This is a genomic window from Bradyrhizobium sp. Arg816 (assembly GCF_029989365.1).
In the GTDB taxonomy this organism is placed as follows: Bacteria; Pseudomonadota; Alphaproteobacteria; order Rhizobiales; family Xanthobacteraceae; genus Bradyrhizobium.
Map to the genome: position 1 here is coordinate 440822 of NZ_JAPRAQ010000003.1, position 21230 is coordinate 462051.

At 64.7% G+C, this 21230-nt stretch carries 14 protein-coding genes; 8 read left to right on the forward strand and 6 right to left on the reverse strand.

Features of this window, described 5'->3' with window-relative positions; all coding sequences use genetic code 11:
• Nucleotides 1-78: 78 nt before the first annotated feature.
• From glpK to OWC48_RS10855, 3 genes are all read left to right on the forward strand, one after another.
• The gene (glpK, locus tag OWC48_RS10845) at nt 79-1584 is read left to right on the forward strand and encodes a glycerol kinase GlpK (RefSeq protein ID WP_282519973.1); all 1506 of its coding nucleotides are present in this window, start codon (nt 79-81) and stop codon (nt 1582-1584) included.
• Between the two features lie 121 nt (nt 1585-1705).
• A complete protein-coding gene (locus OWC48_RS10850; RefSeq protein WP_282519974.1) occupies nt 1706-4153 on the forward strand; it encodes a penicillin acylase family protein in 2448 nt (815 codons plus the stop codon).
• Nucleotides 4154-4345: 192 nt separating this feature from the next.
• Entirely contained in the window at nt 4346-4939 is a 594-nt protein-coding gene (locus tag OWC48_RS10855; protein WP_282519975.1) for a GNAT family N-acetyltransferase, read from the forward strand.
• A gap of 17 nt (nt 4940-4956) precedes the next feature.
• Here the strand turns inward: OWC48_RS10855 and OWC48_RS10860 are convergent, their stop codons facing one another.
• On the reverse strand, nt 4957-6081 hold the full coding sequence (locus OWC48_RS10860) for a BBP7 family outer membrane beta-barrel protein (RefSeq protein ID WP_282519976.1): 1125 nt from the start codon (nt 6079-6081) through the stop codon (nt 4957-4959).
• A gap of 225 nt (nt 6082-6306) precedes the next feature.
• Here OWC48_RS10860 and OWC48_RS10865 point away from each other — a divergent pair, with 225 nt between their 5' ends.
• Nucleotides 6307-6936 carry a glutathione S-transferase family protein gene (locus OWC48_RS10865; protein ID WP_282519977.1) on the forward strand — a complete coding sequence of 210 codons (630 nt, stop codon included), beginning with the start codon at nt 6307-6309 and terminating at the stop codon, nt 6934-6936.
• 12 nt (nt 6937-6948) lie between these two features.
• On the opposite strand, the gene OWC48_RS10870 is transcribed toward OWC48_RS10865, so the two are convergent.
• From OWC48_RS10870 to metF, 3 genes are all read right to left on the reverse strand, one after another.
• Nucleotides 6949-7737 (reverse strand): hypothetical protein, encoded by a 789-nt coding sequence (locus OWC48_RS10870; protein ID WP_282519978.1) that lies wholly within the window; start codon nt 7735-7737, stop codon nt 6949-6951.
• A gap of 698 nt (nt 7738-8435) precedes the next feature.
• On the reverse strand, nt 8436-12287 hold the full coding sequence (gene metH / locus OWC48_RS10875) for a methionine synthase (RefSeq protein WP_282519979.1): 3852 nt from the start codon (nt 12285-12287) through the stop codon (nt 8436-8438).
• Nucleotides 12288-12293: 6 nt separating this feature from the next.
• On the reverse strand, nt 12294-13235 hold the full coding sequence (gene metF / locus OWC48_RS10880; protein ID WP_166345253.1) for a methylenetetrahydrofolate reductase [NAD(P)H]: 942 nt from the start codon (nt 13233-13235) through the stop codon (nt 12294-12296).
• A gap of 399 nt (nt 13236-13634) precedes the next feature.
• Between metF and OWC48_RS10885 the strand changes: the two genes are divergently transcribed.
• Nucleotides 13635-14651, forward strand: coding sequence for an LLM class flavin-dependent oxidoreductase (locus OWC48_RS10885; RefSeq protein WP_282519980.1), 1017 nt, complete (start codon nt 13635-13637; stop codon nt 14649-14651).
• A 168-nt stretch (nt 14652-14819) separates the two neighbouring features.
• Here the strand turns inward: OWC48_RS10885 and OWC48_RS10890 are convergent, their stop codons facing one another.
• Together OWC48_RS10890 and OWC48_RS10895 are read right to left on the reverse strand one after the other, a co-directional pair.
• Nucleotides 14820-15680, reverse strand: coding sequence for a prephenate dehydratase (locus OWC48_RS10890; protein WP_282519981.1), 861 nt, complete (start codon nt 15678-15680; stop codon nt 14820-14822).
• A gap of 21 nt (nt 15681-15701) precedes the next feature.
• Entirely contained in the window at nt 15702-16442 is a 741-nt protein-coding gene (locus OWC48_RS10895; RefSeq protein ID WP_282519982.1) for a 3-deoxy-manno-octulosonate cytidylyltransferase, read from the reverse strand.
• 219 nt (nt 16443-16661) lie between these two features.
• On the opposite strand from OWC48_RS10895, the gene OWC48_RS10900 reads away from it, so the two are divergent.
• The 3 genes from OWC48_RS10900 to OWC48_RS10910 all read left to right on the forward strand — a co-directional run bounded on the left by OWC48_RS10900 (nt 16662) and on the right by OWC48_RS10910 (nt 21228).
• Entirely contained in the window at nt 16662-17216 is a 555-nt protein-coding gene (locus OWC48_RS10900; RefSeq protein WP_282519983.1) for a cytochrome c family protein, read from the forward strand.
• Nucleotides 17217-17428: 212 nt separating this feature from the next.
• A complete protein-coding gene (locus OWC48_RS10905; protein ID WP_282519984.1) occupies nt 17429-19330 on the forward strand; it encodes an extracellular solute-binding protein in 1902 nt (633 codons plus the stop codon).
• A 14-nt stretch (nt 19331-19344) separates the two neighbouring features.
• A complete protein-coding gene (locus tag OWC48_RS10910) occupies nt 19345-21228 on the forward strand; it encodes an extracellular solute-binding protein (RefSeq protein WP_282519985.1) in 1884 nt (627 codons plus the stop codon).
• The last annotated feature ends 2 nt before the right edge of the window (nt 21229-21230 follow it).

Here is a 21230-nt window from a genome sequence, read left to right on the forward strand (position 1 = left end):
CCTTGACCTTCCCGCCCTAATCCGCTCCCTTTGGCGCGACACAATGACCCCTCTCAGGGAAACGCCAAGGTAGCTTCCATGTCTTTCGTCCTCGCCATCGACCAGGGCACCACCTCATCGCGCGCCATCGTTTTTCGCAGTGACATCTCGATTGCCGCCCGCGCGCAGCAGGAGTTTCCGCAGCATTTTCCGGCCTCGGGCTGGGTCGAGCACGAGCCGGAGGACATCTGGACCTCGACCGTGACGGTCTGCCGCGACGCGATCGAGCAGGCCGGCATCACCGCAAAGGACATCGCCGCGATCGGCATCACCAACCAGCGCGAGACCACCGTGGTGTGGGATCGCGCCACGGGACAAGCCGTGCACCGCGCCATCGTCTGGCAGGACCGCCGCACCGCCGACATCTGCGCGAAACTCAAGGCCGACGGCCGCGAGCCCGTGATCTCGCAAAAGACCGGCCTGATCATCGATCCCTATTTCTCCGGCACCAAGGTCGCCTGGATCCTCGATCACGTTCCCGGCGCGCGGGCGCGTGCCGCGCGCGGCGAATTGATGTTCGGCACCATCGACTGCTATCTGCTCTGGCGCCTCACCGGCGGCAAGGTGCACGCCACCGACGCCACCAACGCCTCGCGCACGCTGCTGTTCAACATCCACACCGGCCAGTGGGACGACGAGCTCTTGGAGATCATCGGCGTGCCGCGCTCGATGCTGCCTGAGGTGAAGGATTCCTCCGCCCGCTTCGGCGAGAGCGTGCCTGACCTCTTTGGCGGCGCCATCGCGATCTCAGGCATCGCGGGTGACCAGCAGGCCGCGACGATCGGACAAGCCTGCTTCCGCCCGGGCATGATGAAGTCGACCTACGGCACCGGCTGCTTTGCGCTGCTCAACACCGGCACGACGCCCGTCGTCTCCAAGAACAAGCTGCTCACCACCGTCGCCTATCAGCTCGAGGGCAAGCGCACCTACGCGCTCGAAGGCTCGATCTTCGTTGCGGGTTCGGCGGTGCAGTGGCTGCGCGACGGCCTCGGCATCATCAAGCACGCCGCCGAGACCGGACCGCTCGCTGATCAATCCGACTCCATGCAGAGCGTCTATCTGGTTCCGGCCTTCGTCGGCATGGGCGCGCCCTACTGGAATCCGCGCGTGCGCGGTGCGCTGTTCGGCCTCACCCGCAACACCGGCCCCGCCGAGCTCGCGCACGCCGCGCTGGAGAGCGTGTGTTACCAGACCTTCGACCTCTGGGCCGCGATGCGCGCGGACTGGCCGAGTTCGGAAGTCGCGAGCGTCGTGCTGCGTGTCGACGGCGGCATGACCGCCTCCGACTGGACCATGCAGCGCCTCGCCGATCTCTTGGACGCACCGGTCGATCGCCCCGCGATCCAGGAGACCACGGCGTTGGGCGCGGCCTATCTCGCCGGCCTCCAGGCCGGCGTCTATCCCGAGCCGACGAAGTTCGCCGACAATTGGCGCCTCGAGCATCGCTTCAAGCCGAACATGAGCCAGGCGACGCGCGAGCGGAAGCTTGCGGGCTGGGCGAGGGCGGTGAAGGGCGTGCTCGCGAGTGACGAGGGAGAGGGATAGGCGGATGTCGTAGCCCGGATGGAGCGAAGCGCAATCCGGGGTTTTCTCCACGAGCAATATTCCCGGATTACGCTTCGCTCCATCCGGGCTACGGACAAAATAACAACAACGGGAGAAGACAATGAACACGGATCTCAACCGGGTCATCCAAAAACTCTGCGGCGCAGCGATCTGCGCCGCGCTGCTGACCTCGACAGCCATCGCACGCGACAAGCCGAACCCGCTCGGAAGTGCGCGGCAGCTCAAGACCGATGTCGCGGGCCTCGACGCGCCCGCCCAGATCCTGGTCGACGTCTGGGGCATCCCGCACATCTATGCCGGCAACGAGCACGACCTGTTCTTCCTGCAGGGTTTCAACGCCGCGCGCGACCGGCTCTGGCAGATCGATCTCTGGCGCAAGCGCGGCCTCGGCCTGCTCGCAAAGGATTTCGGCCCGGCCTATGCCGAGCAGGACAAGGCGCTGCGGCTGTTCCTCTATCGCGGCGACATGAATGCGGAGTGGGCGGCCTACGGCCCCAAGGCGAAGACCTATGCGGACGCGTTTGTCGCAGGCGTCAATGCCTATGTCGCCGATGTGCGCGCAGGAAAACGTCCGCTGCCGATCGAGTTCAGGATCGCCGGCACCATGCCTGATCCGTGGACGGCGGATGACGTCGTCCGCATCCGCAGCCACGGCCTGACGCGCAATGTCGCCTCCGAGGTCAAGCGCTCGCTGGTCGCCTGCGCGGCCGGCCTCGATGCCGATCGGTTCCGCGTCAAGCTCGAGCCGGCATGGACCACGAAAGTCCCCGATGGTCTCGACCCCTGCAGCGTGCCGAAGGCCGTGCTCGCGGCCTACGATCTTGCAACGCGCCCGGTCGCCTTCGCGGCACCGAAGGACAAGCAGGCCGCACTCGCGCACGATCCCGACAAATACCTCACCGAGGCCGACCAGCAGCGCGACACCATCGGCTCCAACAATTGGGTGATCGCGGCCTCGCGCACGGCGACGGGCCGCCCGATCCTCGCCAACGATCCGCATCGCGAGCACAGCGTGCCCTCGCTGCGTTACATCGTCGGCCTCAATGCGCCGGGCCTCTCCGTGATCGGTGCCGGCGAGCCGGCGCTGCCCGGCATCTCGATCGGCCACAACGGCACCATCGCCTTCGGCCTCACCATCTTCAACGTCGACCAGGAAGACCTCTACGTCTACGAGCTCAATCCGCAAAACCCCAACCAGTACCGCTACGGCAATGGCTGGGAAGACATGCGCATCGTCCACGAGACCGAACAGGTCAAAGGCGAGGCCGATCGCGACCTCGAGCTGAAATTCACCCGGCACGGTCCCGTCATCTTCGTCGACGATGCGAACAAGCGCGCCTTTGCAGTCCGCTCGATCTGGTTCGAGCCCGGCACCTCCGCCTATTTCGGGTCCTCCGACTACATGACCGCGAAGGACTGGAACGGCTTCCTCGCCGCCATGCGGCGCTGGGGCGCGCCGTCGGAGAACCAGGTCTATGCCGACACCCGCGGCAATATCGGCTGGGTCGCCGCCGGCAAGACGCCGCGGCGCGCCAACTTCGACGGCCTGATGCCGGTGCCCGGCGACGGTCGCTATGAGTGGCAGGGCTTTCTCTCGCTCGACGAATTGCCGAAAGCCTATCAGCCCAAGCAGGGCTTTCTCGCCACCGCCAACCAGATGAACCTGCCGGCCGATTACCCGATCGCCGAACGCAAGGTCGGCTTCGAATGGTCCGACAGCGCGCGCTGGCAGCGCATCACCGAGGTGCTCGCGGCCAACAGCAAGGTCACGCTCGCCGACGCCATGGATTTGCAGAACGACGACACCGCGATGCTGGGGCGGCGCCTCGTCAAGCTGTTGCAGCCGCTCACCTCCGACGATCCCAATGTGAAGAAGGGGCTCGAGCTGCTCAAGCCATGGGACGCGCGGGATGCCGCCGACAGCGCGGCGGCTGCAGTGTTCGAGGTCTGGATCGCCAATCATCTCGGCCCAAGGCTGCTGAAGACCACGGCTCCCAAGGCCGCCGATCTGATCGCGCCGGAGGCGTCGAGCATTTCGGCGCTGGTCGCCTATCTGGAATCTCCTGATGCGTCATTCGGCGCCGACCCCGCTGCCGCGCGCGACCAGATCCTGCGCGACAGCGTCGGCGCCGCGGTGGCCGACGTCACGGGCAAGCTCGGGCCGGATGCCTCGACCTGGCGCTGGGGCCGGCTGCATGTCGCGAAGTTCGACCATGCCTTGATGCCGCTCGCCGACAAGGCCACCGCCGCGCAGCTCTCGGTCGGCCCGCTCGCCTATGGCGGTGCCGCCAACGTGCCGCGCGCGGCCACCTACCGCCGCGCCGATTACCAGCTGTTCGCCGGCGCATCGTTCCGCATGGTGCTCGACGTCGGCAATTGGGATGCGAGCCGCACCATCAACACGCCCGGCCAATCCGGCGATCCCTTCAGCGCCCATTACCGCGACCTCGCTCCGCTCTGGGCAACGGGCCAATATGTCCCGCTGCTCTACAGCCGCCCGGCCGTCGAAGCCGCGACCGCGGAAGCGATCATTTTGACGCCGCGATGAGCGACTTGTTGGCTGGAGGGCCGGAAGAGCGCGGCCTGCATGGTTTGAGACGCCCGCTTAGGCGGGCTCCTCACCATGAGGGTCTGATATCTCGCCGCGAAACGCGACCTCATCCTGAGGGCCCGCCGTAGGCGGGCGTCTCGAAGGATGAGCCGCAAGCGAGCTGTTCGCCATGTCTTTCCAAGAGGCCCCATGATCATCCCCGACGGCTATTCCGACATCCCCGCCGGCAAGATCGCCGCGGTCGTCACCCATCTGGAGATGACCGCACCTCCCGCGCGCCGCGATGATCCTCCAGGAACGTGGTCCTTGCGCAAGGTCGACGCGCCCGCGCTTCATTGGTATCGCGATCTCCATCGCCGTGTCGGCGAGGAGTGGCTGTGGTTCTCGCGTGCGCGCCTGAATGACGCAGAGCTTGCCGCAATTATCCACGCGCCGGGCGTCGAGGTCTATGCCCTGGTCGTGGACGGCCGCGACGAAGGCCTGCTGGAGCTGGATTTCCGCGAGGCCAGCCAGTGCGAGCTGGTTTATTTCGGCGTCACCGCCGGATTGATCGGGACTGGCGCAGCTCGCTTCTTGATGAACCGCGCGCTGGAGACTGCCTGGTCGCGCCAGCTACGCCGCGTCTGGGTGCACACCTGCACCTTTGATCATCCGTCCGCCGTTACGTTCTATCAGCGCTCCGGCTTCCGCCCGTTCCGTCGCCAGATCGAGGTGGCCGATGATCCGCGCCTCGATGGAACGGCGTCGCCGACGGCGGCGAGGCATGTGCCGATCATTGAGTAATGCCGGGCTACGCGCCCTCAATAATTATACCGCACGCCAAAGCTGACCCCCTGCGCAAGCAGGTTCGTCGTGTTGAGCACCGGCCCGGGCCGGTTCGGCCCGCCGCCGGCCGGCGGTGGCGCGAGGTTCGGATTGACGGTGGTGTCGATCAGCCCGCCGGCGCGCTGTACGCCGGTCCAGTACATCACGTCGTAGCCGGCGATCAGCCGCCAGCCGGGCGCAACCTGATATCCCGCCTTCAACGACAGCTCCGGCACCACGGCGAAGCGGGTCTGGTCGTAATGGCCTATATTGCTTGACAGCGCGAGGAAGCCGCCCGGGGCCGTCGTGGTGACGCCGGCCACGGTCGAGGCGGTCGAGCCCGAAATGTCGGCGCTGTTGAGATTGGCGCCGAGCGCCACCTTGCCGCGCCACTCCAGCGACCACGGGCCATTGCGCCAATCGCCGGTAAGGCCGAGATCGAGGCCGTGGAAATTGCTCGACGCCTTGAAATTGTCGGTGGGGCTGAAGGTGCCGAAGGCAAGAATGGCCGCGGTATTGGAGATCGTCAGCGTGTCGGTCGACCGCAGATAGCGATAGCCAACCAGCGCGCTGACGCGCTGTCCGCTCCACGCGCCGAGATCCCAGCGATAGAGCGCGCCGGCGCCGAGCAGGCGCGAGGTTTCGCTCGCGCTGGCACTGCCGGTGGCCAGCCCCGGAAATCCCGCGATCAGCGCGTCGGGAAATCCCGTCAGCGCATTGGTGAAGGGCCGTGCCAGGATCGGATTGGCATTGGTGTCGGTCGCAAATCCGGTCGAGAGATTCTCCAGCCCGAAGAACGAGGCTTCGATGCCGCGGCTGCGCTGCGGATCGAACCAGTAGCCGGCGGTGATGCGCCCGCCCGAACGCCAGTCGTTGTTCACACTGGAATTGCCGAACAGCACGGTCGTCGTGGGCTGGCCGAGCACGCCGACAACTCCCAGCGGCGTGCCGACCGGGCTCGTGGTCACCAGCGCCGGCAGCTTGTCGCCCGTCACGCTCCAGGCAAGGTAGTCGGCCTCGGCCCAGAACGGATTGAAGTCGGCAGGTTTGGGCGGCGCCTTCATCGGCAGATCGGCTGCTGACGTGACGTCGGGCACGATCGCCGTAAGAGCTAGGCCCACCGCTGCCGCTCTCAATGCCCGCCGATTCATTTGGCTTCCCTCTGGGTCCGCGGAATGAACCATGCGACAATTTGTTCGGCAAGCTGGAGTTGAGGCGGTGCCGAGACGAAAATGTGTAGCTGTTGCCGTTGGGCACCGCTCGCTGGCTGTGTCGTTCGATAATAGCCTTGTGAAGAAGATGAATGGCCGGCTTCGAGCCCCGGCCCTGACTAGTGAGCGAGAACCATGTTCCTGATTGGCCAATACGATTCTCCCTTCGTCCGCCGTGTCGCGATCGCGCTGCGGCTCTACGGCCTCGCCTTTGAGCACCGGCCATGGTCCACCTTCGGCGACGCCGACAAGATCGCGCCGTACAACCCACTGCGGCGCGTGCCGACGCTGGTGCTCAACGATGGCGAGGCGCTGATCGAGAGCACGATCATTCTGGACTATCTCGATGAGCTCGTCGGGTCGGAGAAGGCGATGCTGCCGCGCGGCGGCGCCGAGCGGCGAAAGCATTTACGCATCTGCGCACTCGCTACCGGCCTCGGCGACAAGGCGGTGAGCCTGCTCTATGAGCGCGTGCTGCGGAAGGAGCAGCTTGCGCTGTGGGTCGAGCGCTGCCAGGCGCAGATCGGCGACGTACTCGGCGTACTGGAGGCCGAACGCGCGGGGGTGACGACGCCGTATTGGCTGGGCGGCCGGATCGGCCACGCCGACATTGCGGTTGCCTGCGTCGTCCGCTTCACCCGCGAAGCGCATCCGCAACTGCTCGAGCCGTCGCGCTATCCGGCGCTGTCGGCACACGCCGAACGCTGCGAGGCGCTGGCGCCGTTCGGGGAGATCGTGCAGCCGCTGGCCCCGCCGAAGGGGTGAAAGCGCGCCGTCCTATCGCCTGTTGCAGGGCTTGATCTCGCCCGCCGCGGACTTCAGGACGATCGGATTCGGCGACAGCCTGATGCCAAAGAACAATTGAGAGCCGGACACCTTGTCGTCCGATCCCTGGTGGGCGTCCAGCTCGAGCTTCGCCGCGATCTCGGATGTCAGCTTGGCCCGCTCCTCCATCGAAATCGTGTTGTGATATTTGATCTCGTAGACGACGTCGGCTTCCAGCACGGAGCGCGTCTGGCAGACGACGCCGCCGCTCGAAATGTTCAGGGCGATCGCGTCCTCGCATTCGGCCTTCAGCAATGCATTGCGGGTCGATATCAGCGATTCGTCGGAAATCAGGAGAATGTTGGCGTTCTCGAGCTTGAGGTGAATTGAATCAACTTGCTGCATTCCGGCGACCGCCGACAGCTTGTCCCTGACCTGCGCGGACACGTCGAGGTTCTTCTCGAGCGATTGCTTCAGGTCCCGGTCCACCGTCGGTGATTTCCGGATCTTGTCGGCCAGCAGCGTGGGGTCGATATCGCAGGTCGGATGCAGCTCCAGCCGGCCATCGCTCAGATATTCGATCGTGTTGATGGTGCCGGGACCGCCGAATGTGCTTGGCGGGACCACCTCGAAATATCCGGTCTCGGAGAGGATGGCCGTGATCGTCTGTTTCTTTCGCGGGAATCCGACCCAGGCTGCAACCATCACCAGGCCTATCGCGACAAAGACGAGGCTACCAAGCCAGAGCCATTTGCGGCTTGCTACTTTCGCGGGCAGCACAACTGGTTTCGCTCGCCGCATGGCGCGTAGCCTTTCGGGCAGTCAGCCGCGGCAATCGTGGGCAGCACGACAAGGGCGATCGCGGCGACGAACAGTGCAATGAACTGCGTCATATGTTCGATCCCAAGCAAACCATCGGTTTGAAGGTAGTAGACCGATAGAGTAGCGAATCAAGGTTGAGCGGACAAGTGAACGAGTTCACACCGCCCGGTTCCCGCGCGAAATTGCCGGCGAGGCGAGTTGTGAGGCGACTTCGCTTTCGAAGCGGTTGCACGTTCGGCTGCTGTAGCCCGGATGCCCCTTACCCTCCCCTGGAGGGGGAGGGTCGATCGCGCAAAGCGCGAGCGGGGTGGGGTGATCTCTCAACACGGGTATTGCTCAACGCGGAGAGACCGTCACCCCACCTCGGTCCGCATTCCGCTTCGCTGCATGCGAACCGATCCTCCCCCTCCAGGGGAGGATGGGGACCGTGCGTGTGGGATCTGAGTTGCCCGTCGCCGTCATTCCGGGCGCAACCTTCGCGCGCCTCCGAATGACGGCGACGGGCGAGGCGAAGAGTATCAGACGGGCACGGCAGGCGATGATGGAATATTACCGGTGTTTTGCCCGACGGAGCAAGTCGTTTCGGTAAGACCGAAATTCCTCAAGCCTTTCAACCCCATCCCTACTGTGCATGGGGTTGTTTTTCACTTTTTAGTCTTGGGAAGTGAAGGCGGGGCCTACCCCGCCCCCGCGCGCTTCTTCTGCCAGACGAGATGCACCGCGCAGGTGCAGCCGGGCGGATGCGAGGCGAGGTCCTTCGACGTCTCGTCGTTCGCGGGTGTCGCCGCGAAAGCCTTGTCGGTGCCCTCTCGCGACGGGATGTAGTTCAAGACCGGCGCGAGCCAGCGCTCGGTCTCGGCCACCGTCATGCCCTTGCGCGCGGCATAGTCCTCGACCTGGTCACGCTCGATCTTGCCGACGCCGAAATAATAGCTCTCGGGGTTCGCGAAATAGAGCCCCGACACGGAAGAGCCCGGCCACATCGCAAAGCTCTCGGTCAGCCTCACGCCGGCGGTCGCTTCCGCGTCGAGCAGCTCGAACAGCGTCGCCTTCTCGGTGTGATCGGGCTGCGCGGGATAGCCGGGCGCAGGGCGGATGCCCTGGTATTTCTCCAGGATCAGATCGTCGCAGGAGAGTGCTTCGTCCGGTGCATAAGCCCAGAACTCGCGGCGCACGCGGGCGTGCATGCGCTCGGCGAAGGCCTCCGCAAGGCGATCGGCCAAGGCCTTGCACAGGATCGAGGAGTAGTCGTCATTGGCCATCTTGAAGCGGTCGGCGACCACATCCTCACCGATGCCGGCCGTGACGACGAAGCCCCCGACATAGTCGGGCACGCCGGCGGGCGCGACGAAGTCGGCGAGCGCGGCGTTGAACCGGCCCTCGCGCTTCTCGAGCTGCTGGCGCAGCGTGTGCAGCGTCGCGATTCTCTTGGTCCGGCTTTCGTCGGCATAGAGCACGATGTCGTCGCCTTCAGCGTTCGCCGGCCAGAAGCCGACCGTCGCACGCGCCCGGAACCATTTTTCCTTGACGATCAGGTCGAGCATTTTGCGCGCATCGTCATAGAGCGAGCGCGCGACTTCGCCGACCTTGGAATCGTCGAGAATGGCGGGGAAGCGGCCGGCGAGCTCCCAGGTCTGGAAGAACGGCGTCCAGTCGATATAGGGCACGAGCTCGGCGAGATCGTAATCGTCGAAGCTGCGGATGCCCAAGAAGGTCGGCTTCACCGGCTTGTTCGCGGCGAAGTCGACCGGCACGCGGTTGGCGCGCGCGGCCGCGAGCTTCAGGCGCTTCTTGTCGGCCTGCGCGCGCAGATGCGCGTCCGAGATTTTGGCGTATTCGGCGCGCACCTCGGCGGCGTAAGCCTCGCGCTTCTCGGGCGAGAGCAGCGAGGAGGCAACGCCGACGGCACGGCTGGCGTCATTGACGTGGACGACGGGACCGGCGCGATAGCTCGGGTCGATCTTGACCGCCGTGTGCACGCGGCTCGTGGTGGCGCCGCCGATCAGCAGCGGCAGCTTCAAACCTTCACGCTGCAATTCGCCGGCGAAGAACGCCATCTCGTCGAGCGAGGGCGTGATCAGGCCTGATAGCCCGACGATGTCGGCCTTCTCCGCCTTCACCGTCTCGACGATCTTAGCGGCCGGCACCATCACGCCGAGGTCGATGACCTCGAAATTGTTGCACTGGAGCACGATGCCGACGATGTTCTTGCCGATGTCGTGGACGTCGCCCTTGACGGTCGCGAGCACGATCTTGCCGGCGGAAGAGGAGCCTTCGGTGCCGATACCGTTGGCGAGGTTGCGTGCCTTCTCTTCCTCCATGAACGGCATCAGCCACGCCACCGCCTGCTTCATCACGCGCGCGGATTTCACCACCTGCGGCAGGAACATCTTGCCGTCGCCGAAGAGGTCGCCGACCACGTTCATGCCGGCCATCAAGGGGCCTTCGATCACGTCGAGCGGACGCTTGGATGCCTTGCGGGCCTCCTCGGTGTCCACTTCGATGAACTCGGTGATCCCGTGCACCAGCGAATGCGACAGCCGCTTCTCCACCGGCCATTCACGCCAGGCGAGGTCGGCTTCCTTGGTCTGGGTCTTGTTGCCGCGGAATTTCTCCGCAAGTGCCAGCAGGCGCTCGGACGCGCCGGGGTCGCGGTTGAGGATGACGTCCTCGCACACCTGGCGCAGCTCGGCATCGATGTCGTCATAGACGATCATCTGTCCGGCATTGACGATGCCCATGTCCATGCCCGCCTTGATGGCGTGATACAGGAACACCGAGTGCATCGCCTCGCGCACCGGCTCGTTGCCGCGGAACGAGAACGACAGATTGGAGACGCCGCCGGAAATATGCGCGTGCGGCAGGTTCTGGCGGATCCAGCGCGTCGCCTCGATGAAGTCGACGCCGTAATTGTTGTGCTCCTCGATGCCGGTCGCGATCGCGAAAATATTCGGATCGAAGATGATGTCCTCAGGCGGGAAGCCGACGCGGTCCACCAGGATGTCATAGGCACGCTTGCAGATCTCGGTCTTGCGCGCGAACGTGTCGGCCTGGCCGACTTCGTCGAACGCCATCACCACCACGGCTGCGCCATGGCGCCGGGCGATCTTGGCCTCGTGAATGAACTTCTCCTCGCCTTCCTTCATCGAGATCGAGTTGACGACCGGCTTGCCCTGCACGCATTTCAGGCCGGCCTCGATCACCGAGAATTTCGAGGAATCGACCATCACGGGGACGCGGGCGATGTCGGGCTCGGCGGCAACGAGGTTGAGGAAGGTCACCATCGCGGCTTCCGAATCCAGAAGCCCCTCGTCCATGTTGACGTCGATGATCTGCGCACCGTTCTCGACCTGGTCGCGGGCGACCTGCAGCGCGGCCGTGTAGTCGCCGGCGGTGATCAGCTTGCGGAAGCGGGCGGAGCCGGTGACGTTGGTGCGCTCGCCGACATTCACGAAGGGAATGGCGTCGGTCAGGATGAACGGCTCGAGGCCGGAGAGCCGCAGCCGCGGTTCGATTTCCGGCACGACGCGCGGCTTGTGCGGGGCGACGGCTGCCGCAATCGCCGCGATGTGGTCCGGCGTGGTACCGCAGCAGCCGCCGACGATGTTGACGAGGCCATCGCGCGCGAATTCGCCGACCAGGCGCGCCATGTATTCCGGGGTCTCGTCGTATTGACCGAATTCGTTGGGCAGGCCGGCGTTCGGATAGGCGCAGACCAGCGTGTCGGCGACGCGGCCGATATCGGCGATGTGGGCGCGCAGATCTTCCGCGCCGAGCGCGCAGTTGAAGCCGATGGTGACGGGTTTTGCGTGCCGCACCGAATTCCAGAACGCTTCCGGCATCTGGCCCGACAGCAGGCGGCCGGATTTGTCGGTGATGGTGCCCGATACCATCACGGGCACGTCGATGCCCCGCGCTTCGGTGATTTCGGCGATCGCATAGAGCGCCGCCTTGGCGTTCAGCGTGTCGAAGATGGTCTCGACCAGCAGCAGATCGACACCGCCGTCGAGCACGCCGTTGATCTGCTCGCCATAGGATTTGCGCAAATCGTCGAAGGTGACGGCCCGGTAGCCGGGGTTGGAAACGTCCGGCGAGATCGAGGCGGTGCGGTTGGTCGGGCCGATGGCCCCCGCAACGAAGCGCGGCTTGCCGTCCTCGGCTTCGACGCGACGAGCGGCATTGCCGGCGAGGCGGGCGCCTTCGCGCGCCATCTCGTAGACGATGTCGGTGAGGTCGTAATCGGCCTGCGCGATCGAGGTCGTCGAGAAGGTGTTGGTCGCGACGATGTCGGCGCCGGCGCGCAAGTATGCGGCGTGGATGTCCTCGATTGCCTGCGGCTGGGTCAGGATCAACAGGTCGTTGTTGCCGCGGAGGTCGCGATGGAAGTCCTTGAAGCGCTCGCCGCGGAAGGCGGCCTCATCGAACTGCAGGTTCTGGATCATCGTGCCCATGGCGCCGTCGAGCACGAGGATGCGCTCGCGCGCGGCGTTGAGCAGGGCAGTTCGCTTGGGAGAAACGGGAGTGGTCATTTTATCTTAAGCCGCCTTCTGCGCGCTCTTGGCGCGGATGCCGAGCAAATGGCTAATCGCGAACACGAGATCGGCGCGGTTCATGGTGTAGAAATGGAAGGTGTCGACGCCGCGCTTCGCCAGCTTCTGCACCTGGCCGGCGGCAACGGTCGCGGCCACCAGCTTGCGGGTCTCGGCGTCGTCGTCGAGGCCGTCGAATTTCTCCGCCAGCCAGTCCGGCACGGAGGTGCCGGCGCGGGTGACGAAATTGCGGGCCTGCTTGAAATTGTGCATGGGCATGATGCCGGGCACGATCGGGATGTCGATGCCGCGGGCACGCACGCGGTCGAGATAGCGGAAGTAGAGGTCGTTATCGAAGAACACCTGCGTGATCGCGCGCGTCGCACCCGCATCGACCTTGGCCTTCAGCGTGTCGATGTCGGCGTCGAAATCGCGCGCTTCAGGGTGCTTCTCGGGATAGGCGGACACGGACACTTCGATGTCGCCGTGCCGCTTCTTGATGCCCGCAACGAGGTCGGCAGAACTCTGGTAGCCGTCGGGATGGCTGGAATAGGGCGTGCCGATGCCGCCGGCGGGATCGCCGCGCAGGCCGACGATGTGGCGGACGCCGACCTCGTGATAGCGGTCGACGATCTCGTCGATCTCCCCGCGCGAGGCGCCGACGCAGGTCAAATGTGCGGCCGGCAGCAGCGCGGTTTCCTTGAGGATGCGGGTGATGGTCGAATGGGTGCGCTCGCGGGTCGAGCCGCCGGCCCCATAGGTCACGGAGACGAATTTCGGGTCAAGCGGGGCGAGCCGGTTGATGGTCTCCCAGAGATTGCGCTCCATCTCCTCCGTCTTGGGCGGAAAGAACTCGAAGGAGATCGCAGGCCGCTTCGAGGAGAGGTGCCCGTTTTGGAGGTGCCCGTCTTGCCCTTCGGCTCGGGCAGGCGTCGTCAGATCGGTCATGGCACCACTCACTCCAGGGGCTCGTCCGGCTTTCGGCGGCCGGCAGTCGGGTCTCGATTGGATGTGGCCAAGATAAGCCAAAGCGGTCGCACTCGACAGCCCATCAGGGATGGGAAGTGGCCCACTTTCACCGGTAACGGTGGAAATATTGAACGGATGAGGGTGTAAGTGGGAAGTGCGTAGATCCGATAATATGTTATATAAATCAACAAATTGTAACGGATTTGGCGGCGAGTAGGAGCAAATAAGGGGCGTGGGCAGTGTGAAGACGGTGTTGCCGCGACAAATCTTGTCCCATCGCCTCAACCGGCCTTGCCGTGCGGGTTCGCGGCCTGCACACGCCAGACCTGCGCAGTCTGCCCATTGCCGCCGCGCCGGCCTTCACTACCTTAGCGCGCCATGATCCCGCTCTCAGTCCTCGACCTCTCCGTCGTCACCACAGGTACAAGACCCGCCGCGGCGCTGCGCAACAGCATCGATCTGGCGCGCCATGTCGACGGGCTTGGCTATGTCCGTTACTGGCTCGCCGAGCATCACAACCTCGCCTCGGTGGCGAGCCCGGCCCCCGATGTGATGATCGGGCAGATCGCGGCGATGACGAAGCGCATCCGCGTCGGCTCCGGCGGGGTGATGCTGCCCAACCACGCCCCGCTCGTGGTGGCCGAGCGCTTCAAGATGCTGGAGGCGCTGTTTCCCGGCCGCATCGATCTCGGTCTCGGCCGTGCCCCCGGCACCGACGGCGCCACCGCCTATGCGCTGCGCAGCCGTCTCGACCGCCGCGAGGGCGACGATTTCCTGGAGCGGCTGCACGAACTGATTCTGTGGGAGACCCGCGAATTTCCCGCAGGGCATCCCTACAACAACGTCGTCGCGATGCCCGACGACACCAAGCTGCCGCCGATCTGGCTGCTCGGCTCCAGCGATTATTCCTCGGAGCTCGCCGCGCAAGTCGGCATGGGCTTCGCGTTCGCCCATCATTTCGCATCCCACGACGCGATCGATGCGATGGTGCATTACCGCAACCGTTTCCAGCCCTCGGCCTGGAGCGCGAGCCCGCACGCGATCCTCGCCGTCGCCGTCATCACGGCCGATACGGATGAGGAGGCCGAAAAGCTCGCCACCTCGTTCGATCTCAACCGCCTGCGCCGCGACCGCGGTCAATATCTGCCCCTGCCGAGCGTCGAGGAGGCGCTGGCCTATCCCTATACGGACGCCGAGCGCATTTCGATCTCGCGCAACCGTTCGCGCCTCTTCGTCGGCAGTCCGGCGACGGTGCAGAAGAAACTGCAGCCGTTGATCGATGCGAGCAAGCCGGACGAGTTGATGGTGATTACGGCCGTGTACGACCACGACGCGCGGAAGAAGTCGTATTCGCTGCTGGCGGAGGCGTTCGGGCTGAAAGCGGCCGCGGCGTAGCTTACCCTCCCCTGGAGGGGGAGGGTCGCTAGGCATTGAGCGAAGCAAAATGCGTAGCGGGGTGGGGTGACGGTCTCTCGGCGACGAATACTGCCCGAATGGAGAGATCACCCCACCCCGCTCGCGCTGCGCGCGATCGACCCTCCCCCTCCAGGGGAGGGTGGCCAATCAATCCTGTTGCGTCTCGCTGAACGTCGCGCGGAAGGGGTGCCCCGGATACACGCCGACGATGCGGAATTCGCGGGAGAAGAACTTCAGCTCCTCGATCGCGAAGGCGAGCCCCTTGTCGTCAGGATGGCCGTCGACGTCGGCATAAAACTGCGTGGCGAAGAAATTGCCGTCGACCATGTAGCTCTCGAGCTTGGTCATGTTGACGCCGTTGGTGGCAAAGCCGCCGAGCGCCTTGTAGAGCGCGGCGGGCAAGTTGCGCACGCGAAATACAAAAGTCGTGACCAGCGGGCCGGAGCCCTGCGCCGCCCATTTCGGCTCGCGCGCCAGCACCACGAAGCGCGTGGTGTTGTGCGCCTCGTCCTCGATGTCCTCGGCCAGGATGTCGAGGCCGTAGATCTTTGCCGCAAGCCGCGAGGCGATCGCGGCGACGGCCTTGTCGTTGCGCTCGGAGATGTCGCGGGCGCTGCCGGCGGTGTCGGCGTGCACGATCGGCTTGATGCCGAGCTTGCGGATGATGCGCCGGCACTGGCCGAGCGCATGCACGTGGCTCTCGACGCTTTTGATGTCCCCGAGCTTCGTCCCCTTCACCGCCATCAGCTGATGGCGGACGGGCAGAAACCATTCGCCGATGATGAAGAGGCCGGAGGCCGGCAGCAAATGATGGATGTCGGCGACGCGGCCCGCGACCGAATTCTCGATCGGGATCATGCCGAGATCGGCCTCGCCCGACGAGATCGCCGACAGCGCGTCCTCGAAGGTGGCGCATGGTATCGGCTCGGCGTCGGGATAGGCCTCGACGATGGCGATGTGGGAATTGGCCCCAGGCTCGCCCTGGAATGCGATTTTCAGCTTGCTCATGATCGGCCTTGTAACAGCGGCTCAGGATTTGGAAAGGATGCTGCGGGCGGTCTCCAGGTCCGCGGGCGTGTCGACCCCGCGGGGCACGGTGTCGACGATGGTGAAGTCGATCCGCATCCCGGCCTCCAGCGCCCGGAGCTGCTCGAGCTTCTCCTGCAATTCCAGCGGGGATGGCGGAAGCCGGACGTAGCGCTCCAACGCGGCGCGGCGATAGGCGTAGAGGCCGATATGGTGGTAGCGCGGTCCGTCGCCGGTCGGAGCGGTCGCGCGGGTGAAATAAAGTGCGCGCATGCGTTTCCCGCCCAGCGAGGTTCCGATCGCCTTTACGACGCTCGGCGCGAGGTCCTCCTCCTCGGTATGGATCTGCGAGGCCAGCGTCGCGATGTCCACCGCCGGGTCTTGCAGCGGCGGCAGCACCTCGCGGATGTTGTCGATCGTAATGGTCGGGAAATCGCCCTGGAGATTGACCACGATTTCGGCCTTGCCTGAGGGATCGAGCTTCTGCATCGCCTCGTGGATGCGGTCCGAGCCGGAGGGGTGCTCCGGGCGGGTCATCACGGCTTCGCCGCCATGGGCGGTGACCACGGAGGCGATCTCGTCCGTATCGGTTGCGACCGCGACCCGGCCGATGCCGGCGGCCTCTGCTCGCCGCATCACATGCACGATCATTGGCAGGCCGGCGATGTCGGCGAGCGGCTTGCCGGGCAGGCGGGTGGCGGCCATGCGGGCCGGGATCAGCACCAGGATGCGGGGATCGATCATCGGGTCAAGGGCCTGGAAACGAGAGGTTTTCCGCGTCGAGAAATGGGGTGGGGACGGGCTGAAAGCCGGGTCGCTTATACGGGTTGCCAGACCCCGGGCAAACCGATATCTCAATGGCAAAACTCGGGGAAACAATAAGGAACGTTTGATTCTCCCGAGGCTCGTCCTGGCGGCCGCGAGGCCGCTATTTCCTTACTGTGGTGTGGGGCCTGGCCGGAAATGGACTCTTTCGAACTCAATAAGATTCTCGGTGCCGTGTTGGGCACCTGTCTCATCCTGCTGGTGACGAGCTTCACCGCCCAGGCGCTGTTCACGCCGAAGCCGCTCGAGAAGCCGGGTTTCGAGATTGCCGTGAAGGAAGACGCCGGCCACGGCAAGGAAGGCGGCGGTGCTGCCGCTGCCTCCGAGCCGATCGAAAAGCTGCTCCAGACCGCGTCCGTCGAGAAGGGCGCGGCGGCCGCCAAGAAGTGCGGCGCCTGCCACACCTTCGAGAAGGGCGGCCCGAATCGCGTCGGTCCGAACCTCTATGGCGTCGTTGGCGAAGCCAGGGGCGAGGGCCGCAACGGCTTCAACTTCTCGGCCGCCATGAAGGCCAAGGGCGGCACCTGGTCGTTCGACGATCTCAACAAGTTCATCGCCAGCCCGAAGGGCTTCATCCCGGGCACCGCGATGGGCTTCGCCGGCATCCCGAAGGACTCCGAGCGCGCCGACGTCATCGCCTATCTGAATTCGCTGTCAGAGCATCCTCAGCCGATCCCGACGGCGTCGAAGTAAGGCGTCAAAAACCTGTCTTGGAATTAACGGCCAGGCTGAAAAGCCTGGCCGTTTGCTTATCCGGGCCTCGCGGTGAGTTTATCGGGGCGTTTGGCCGCATTCGCCGGGCCACGCGGGCTTCCAACATGAGGAAAAAGCAACATATTCCGTCGAAACCTCGCCTATATTGAGCACTTAAAGGGGTAACCTCCTTCAAGATCAGGAATGTTGATTTGGCCATTACCCGACGCGATCTCCTGCTCACCGGCACTGCCGCCGTAGTGCTCCCCGCCCTCGGTTCCGTAGGGGGCCTTCCCGTCATCGGCACGGCCGCGGCGCAATCCGCCAGCGAGGCGCCCTGGCGCCACGCGCTGTCGCTGTTCGGACAGGTCAAATATCCCGCCGACTTCAAGCGCTTCGATTACGTCAATCCGGAAGCGCCCAAAGGCGGTGTCGCGCGCCAGATCGCCGTCGGCACCTTCGATAATTTCAATATCGTGGTGGCCGGGGTGAAGGGGCAGGTCGCCGGTGCCGTCGCGTTCATCTACGAATCCCTCACGACGCCGTCGCTCGACGAGGTCTCGACCGAATACGGCGCGCTGGCCGAGGCCGTCAGCCACCCGGCCGACTTTTCCTTCGTCACCTATCGTTTGCGGCCGCAGGCCAAATGGCATGACGGCAAGCCGGTCACTGCGGACGACGTGATCTTCTCGCTGGATGCCTTCAAGAAGCATCACCCGATGTACTCGGCCTATTACAGCCATGTGGTGAAGGCCGAGAAGGTCGGCGAGCGCGAGGTGAAGTTCGTGTTCGACGCGCCGGGCAACCGCGAGCTGCCGCAGATCGTCGGGCAGCTCACGGTTTTGCCGAAACATTGGTGGGAGGGGACCGACGCGCAAGGCCGCAAGCGCGATGTCTCCGCGACCACGCTCGAAATACCGCTCGGTTCCGGCCCCTACAAGGTCAAGGAATTCGTGGCGGGACGGTCGATCGCGCTGGAGCGCGTCAAGGATTATTGGGGGCGCGATTTCGCCGCCAATGTGGGCCGCAACAATTTCGACGAGATGCGCTACGAGTATTTCCGCGATGCCACCGTGGCGATCGAGGCTTTCAAGGCCGATCAGGTGGACTGGCGCACCGAGAACAGTGCGAAGAACTGGGCGACCGCCTACGACTTCCCGGCCGTGACCGAAAAGCGGGTAATCCTCGAGGAGTTCGCCAATCGCAGCTCGGGCGTCATGCAGGCTTTCGTGCCGAACCTGCGCCGCTCAAAGTTTAGAGATCCTCGCGTGCGTCGTGCGCTCAACTATGCGTTCGACTTCGAGGAGATGAACAAGCAGATCTTCTACGGTCAGTACAAGCGCGTCAGCAGCTATTTCGATGGTATCGACGAGCTCATGGCGACCGGGTTACCGCAGGGGAAAGAGCTCGAGATCCTCGAGACCGTCCGCGCCGAGGTCCCGCCGGAAGTGTTCACGACGGCCTACACCAATCCGGTCGGCGGCAGTCCGGAAGCCGTGCGCGACAATCTTCGCGAGGCGCTGCGCCTGTTCAAGGAGGCCGGCTACGAGGTGCGCGACCGCAAGCTGATCGACGTCAAGACCGGTGCGCAGTTCACCCTGGAGCTGCTGAACCAGGATCCGAGCTTCGAGCGGGTCACGCTGTTCTACAAGCCGTCTCTAGAACGGCTCGGCATCGCGGTCAGCGTGCGCACGGTCGACCCGACTCAGTACGAGAACAGGACTCGGGACTGGGATTTCGACGTCGTCACCAACTCATGGGGCGAGTCGCAGTCGCCGGGCAACGAGCAGCGCGAGTTCTGGTCGTCCAAGACCGCCGATATCCCCGGGTCGCGCAACATTACCGGCATCAAGAATCCGGCGATCGACAAGCTGATCGAGAGGCTGATCTACGCCACGGGTCGCGACGATCTAGTCGCGGCAACCAAAGCGCTCGACCGTGTGCTGCTGTGGAATCACTACGTCGTTCCGCAATGGACCTATTCGAAGATCCGCACCGCGCGCTGGGATCGCTTCGGCCGACCGGCGGAATTGCCCAGATACGGTCAGTCCGGCTTCCCGTTCATCTGGTGGTATGACGCAGACAAGGCGGCACGGATCGCAAAGAAGTCGTGAAGGACACCCCCCGCATGACGCAGATGTCACGCCGCCATGTGCTGGTCTTGGGTGTCGGCGGCACTCTCGGTGCGTCCCTCGGCGCACTGATGTTGCCCGGCGCACGCGCATCGGAAGCGGGGACCGAGGCGCACGGTATCTCGGCGTTCGGCGATCTCAAATATTCCGCCGATTTCCACCATTTCGACTACGTCAATCCCGACGCGCCGAAGGGCGGCGCGTTCTCGCTCATTCCCTCGGTGCGGGCCTACAACCAGTCCTATTTCACGTTCTCTTCGCTCAACGCTTACATCCTGAAGGGCGAAGGTGCGCAGGGCATGGACATGACCTTCGCGCCGTTGATGGCGCGGGCCAATGACGAGCCCGACGCGATGTACGGGCTTGCGGCGAAATCGGTGCGAATCTCGCCGGACAAGCTGACCTACACCTTCACGATACGGCCCGAGGCCCGCTTCCACGACGGCTCCCGGCTCACCGCGCATGACGTCGCCTTCTCGCTCAACACGCTGAAGGAGAAGGGCCATCCGCTGATCATCGTGCAGCTCCGCGATTTCGTGAAGGCCGAGGCGCTGGACGACGCCACCGTGGCCGTCACCTTCGCGCCGAACCGCGCGCGCGACGTGCCGCTCTATGTCGCGAGCCTGCCGATCTTCTCGAAGGCCTATTATGCCACGCGCGCCTTCGACGAATCGACGCTCGATACGCCGCTGGGCTCCGGCCCGTACAGGGTCGGCAGGTTCGAGGTCAACCGCTACGTCGAATACGAGCGCGTCAAAGACTGGTGGGGCGCCGACCTGCCGGTCTGCCGCGGCAGCTACAATTTCCACACGGTGCGCTACGAATTCTACCGCGACCGCGACGTCGCCTTCGAAGGCTTCACCGGCAAGAACTATCTGTTCCGCGAGGAGCTCACCTCGCGCATCTGGGCCACGCGCTATGATTTCCCGGCGATCAAGGACGGCCGCGTCAAGCGCGAGCAGCTGCCGGACGAGACCCCGTCGGGTGCGCAGGGCTGGTTCATCAACGCCCGCCGCGACAAATTCAGGGATCCACGCGTGCGGGAGGCACTGATCTACGCCTTCGACTTCGAATGGACCAACAAGTCGATCATGTACGGCGCCTACGCGCGCACGCACTCGCCATTCCAGAACTCCGACATGATGGTATCAGGCCCGCCTTCACCCGAAGAGCTCGCGCTGCTCGAGCCCCTCCGCGGCAAGGTGCCTGACGAAGTGTTCGGCCAGCCTTTCGTGCCGCCGGTGTCTGACGGCTCGGGACAGGACCGTAGCTTGCTGCGCAAGGCGGGCGAGCTGCTCAACGAGGCGGGCTACGTCATCAAGGATCGCAAGCGGGTGCTGCCCAATGGCGAGCCTTTCACGATCGAGTTCCTGAACGACGAGCAGTCGATCCAGCCGCATCACGGGCCGTACCTGAAGAACCTCGCAACGCTCGGCATCGACGCCACGTTCCGCCTGGTCGACGCCGTGCAGTACCGCGCGCGGCTCGAGGATTTCGATTTCGACATGACGATCCAACGCTTCTCGATGTCGGCGACGCCCGGCGACGCCATGCGGGCGTTCTTCTCCTCCCAGGCGGCCAAGACCAAAGGCTCGTACAATCTCGCCGGCATCTCCGATCCGATCGTCGACGCGCTGATCGAGAAGATCATTGCCGCCCAGACGAGGGCGGAACTGACCACAGCATGCCGGGCCTTCGATCGCGTGTTCCGGGCCGGGCGCTACTGGGTGCCCCAGTGGTACGCAAACTTTCATCGCGTGGCCTATTGGGACCAGTTCAGCCATCCCGACAAGCCGGCGAAATATGCGCAAGGCGTCGGCGCGCCAGAGAATTGGTGGTTCGATGCCGCCAAGGCGGCCAAGCTTGAGCAGGCGAAATAATC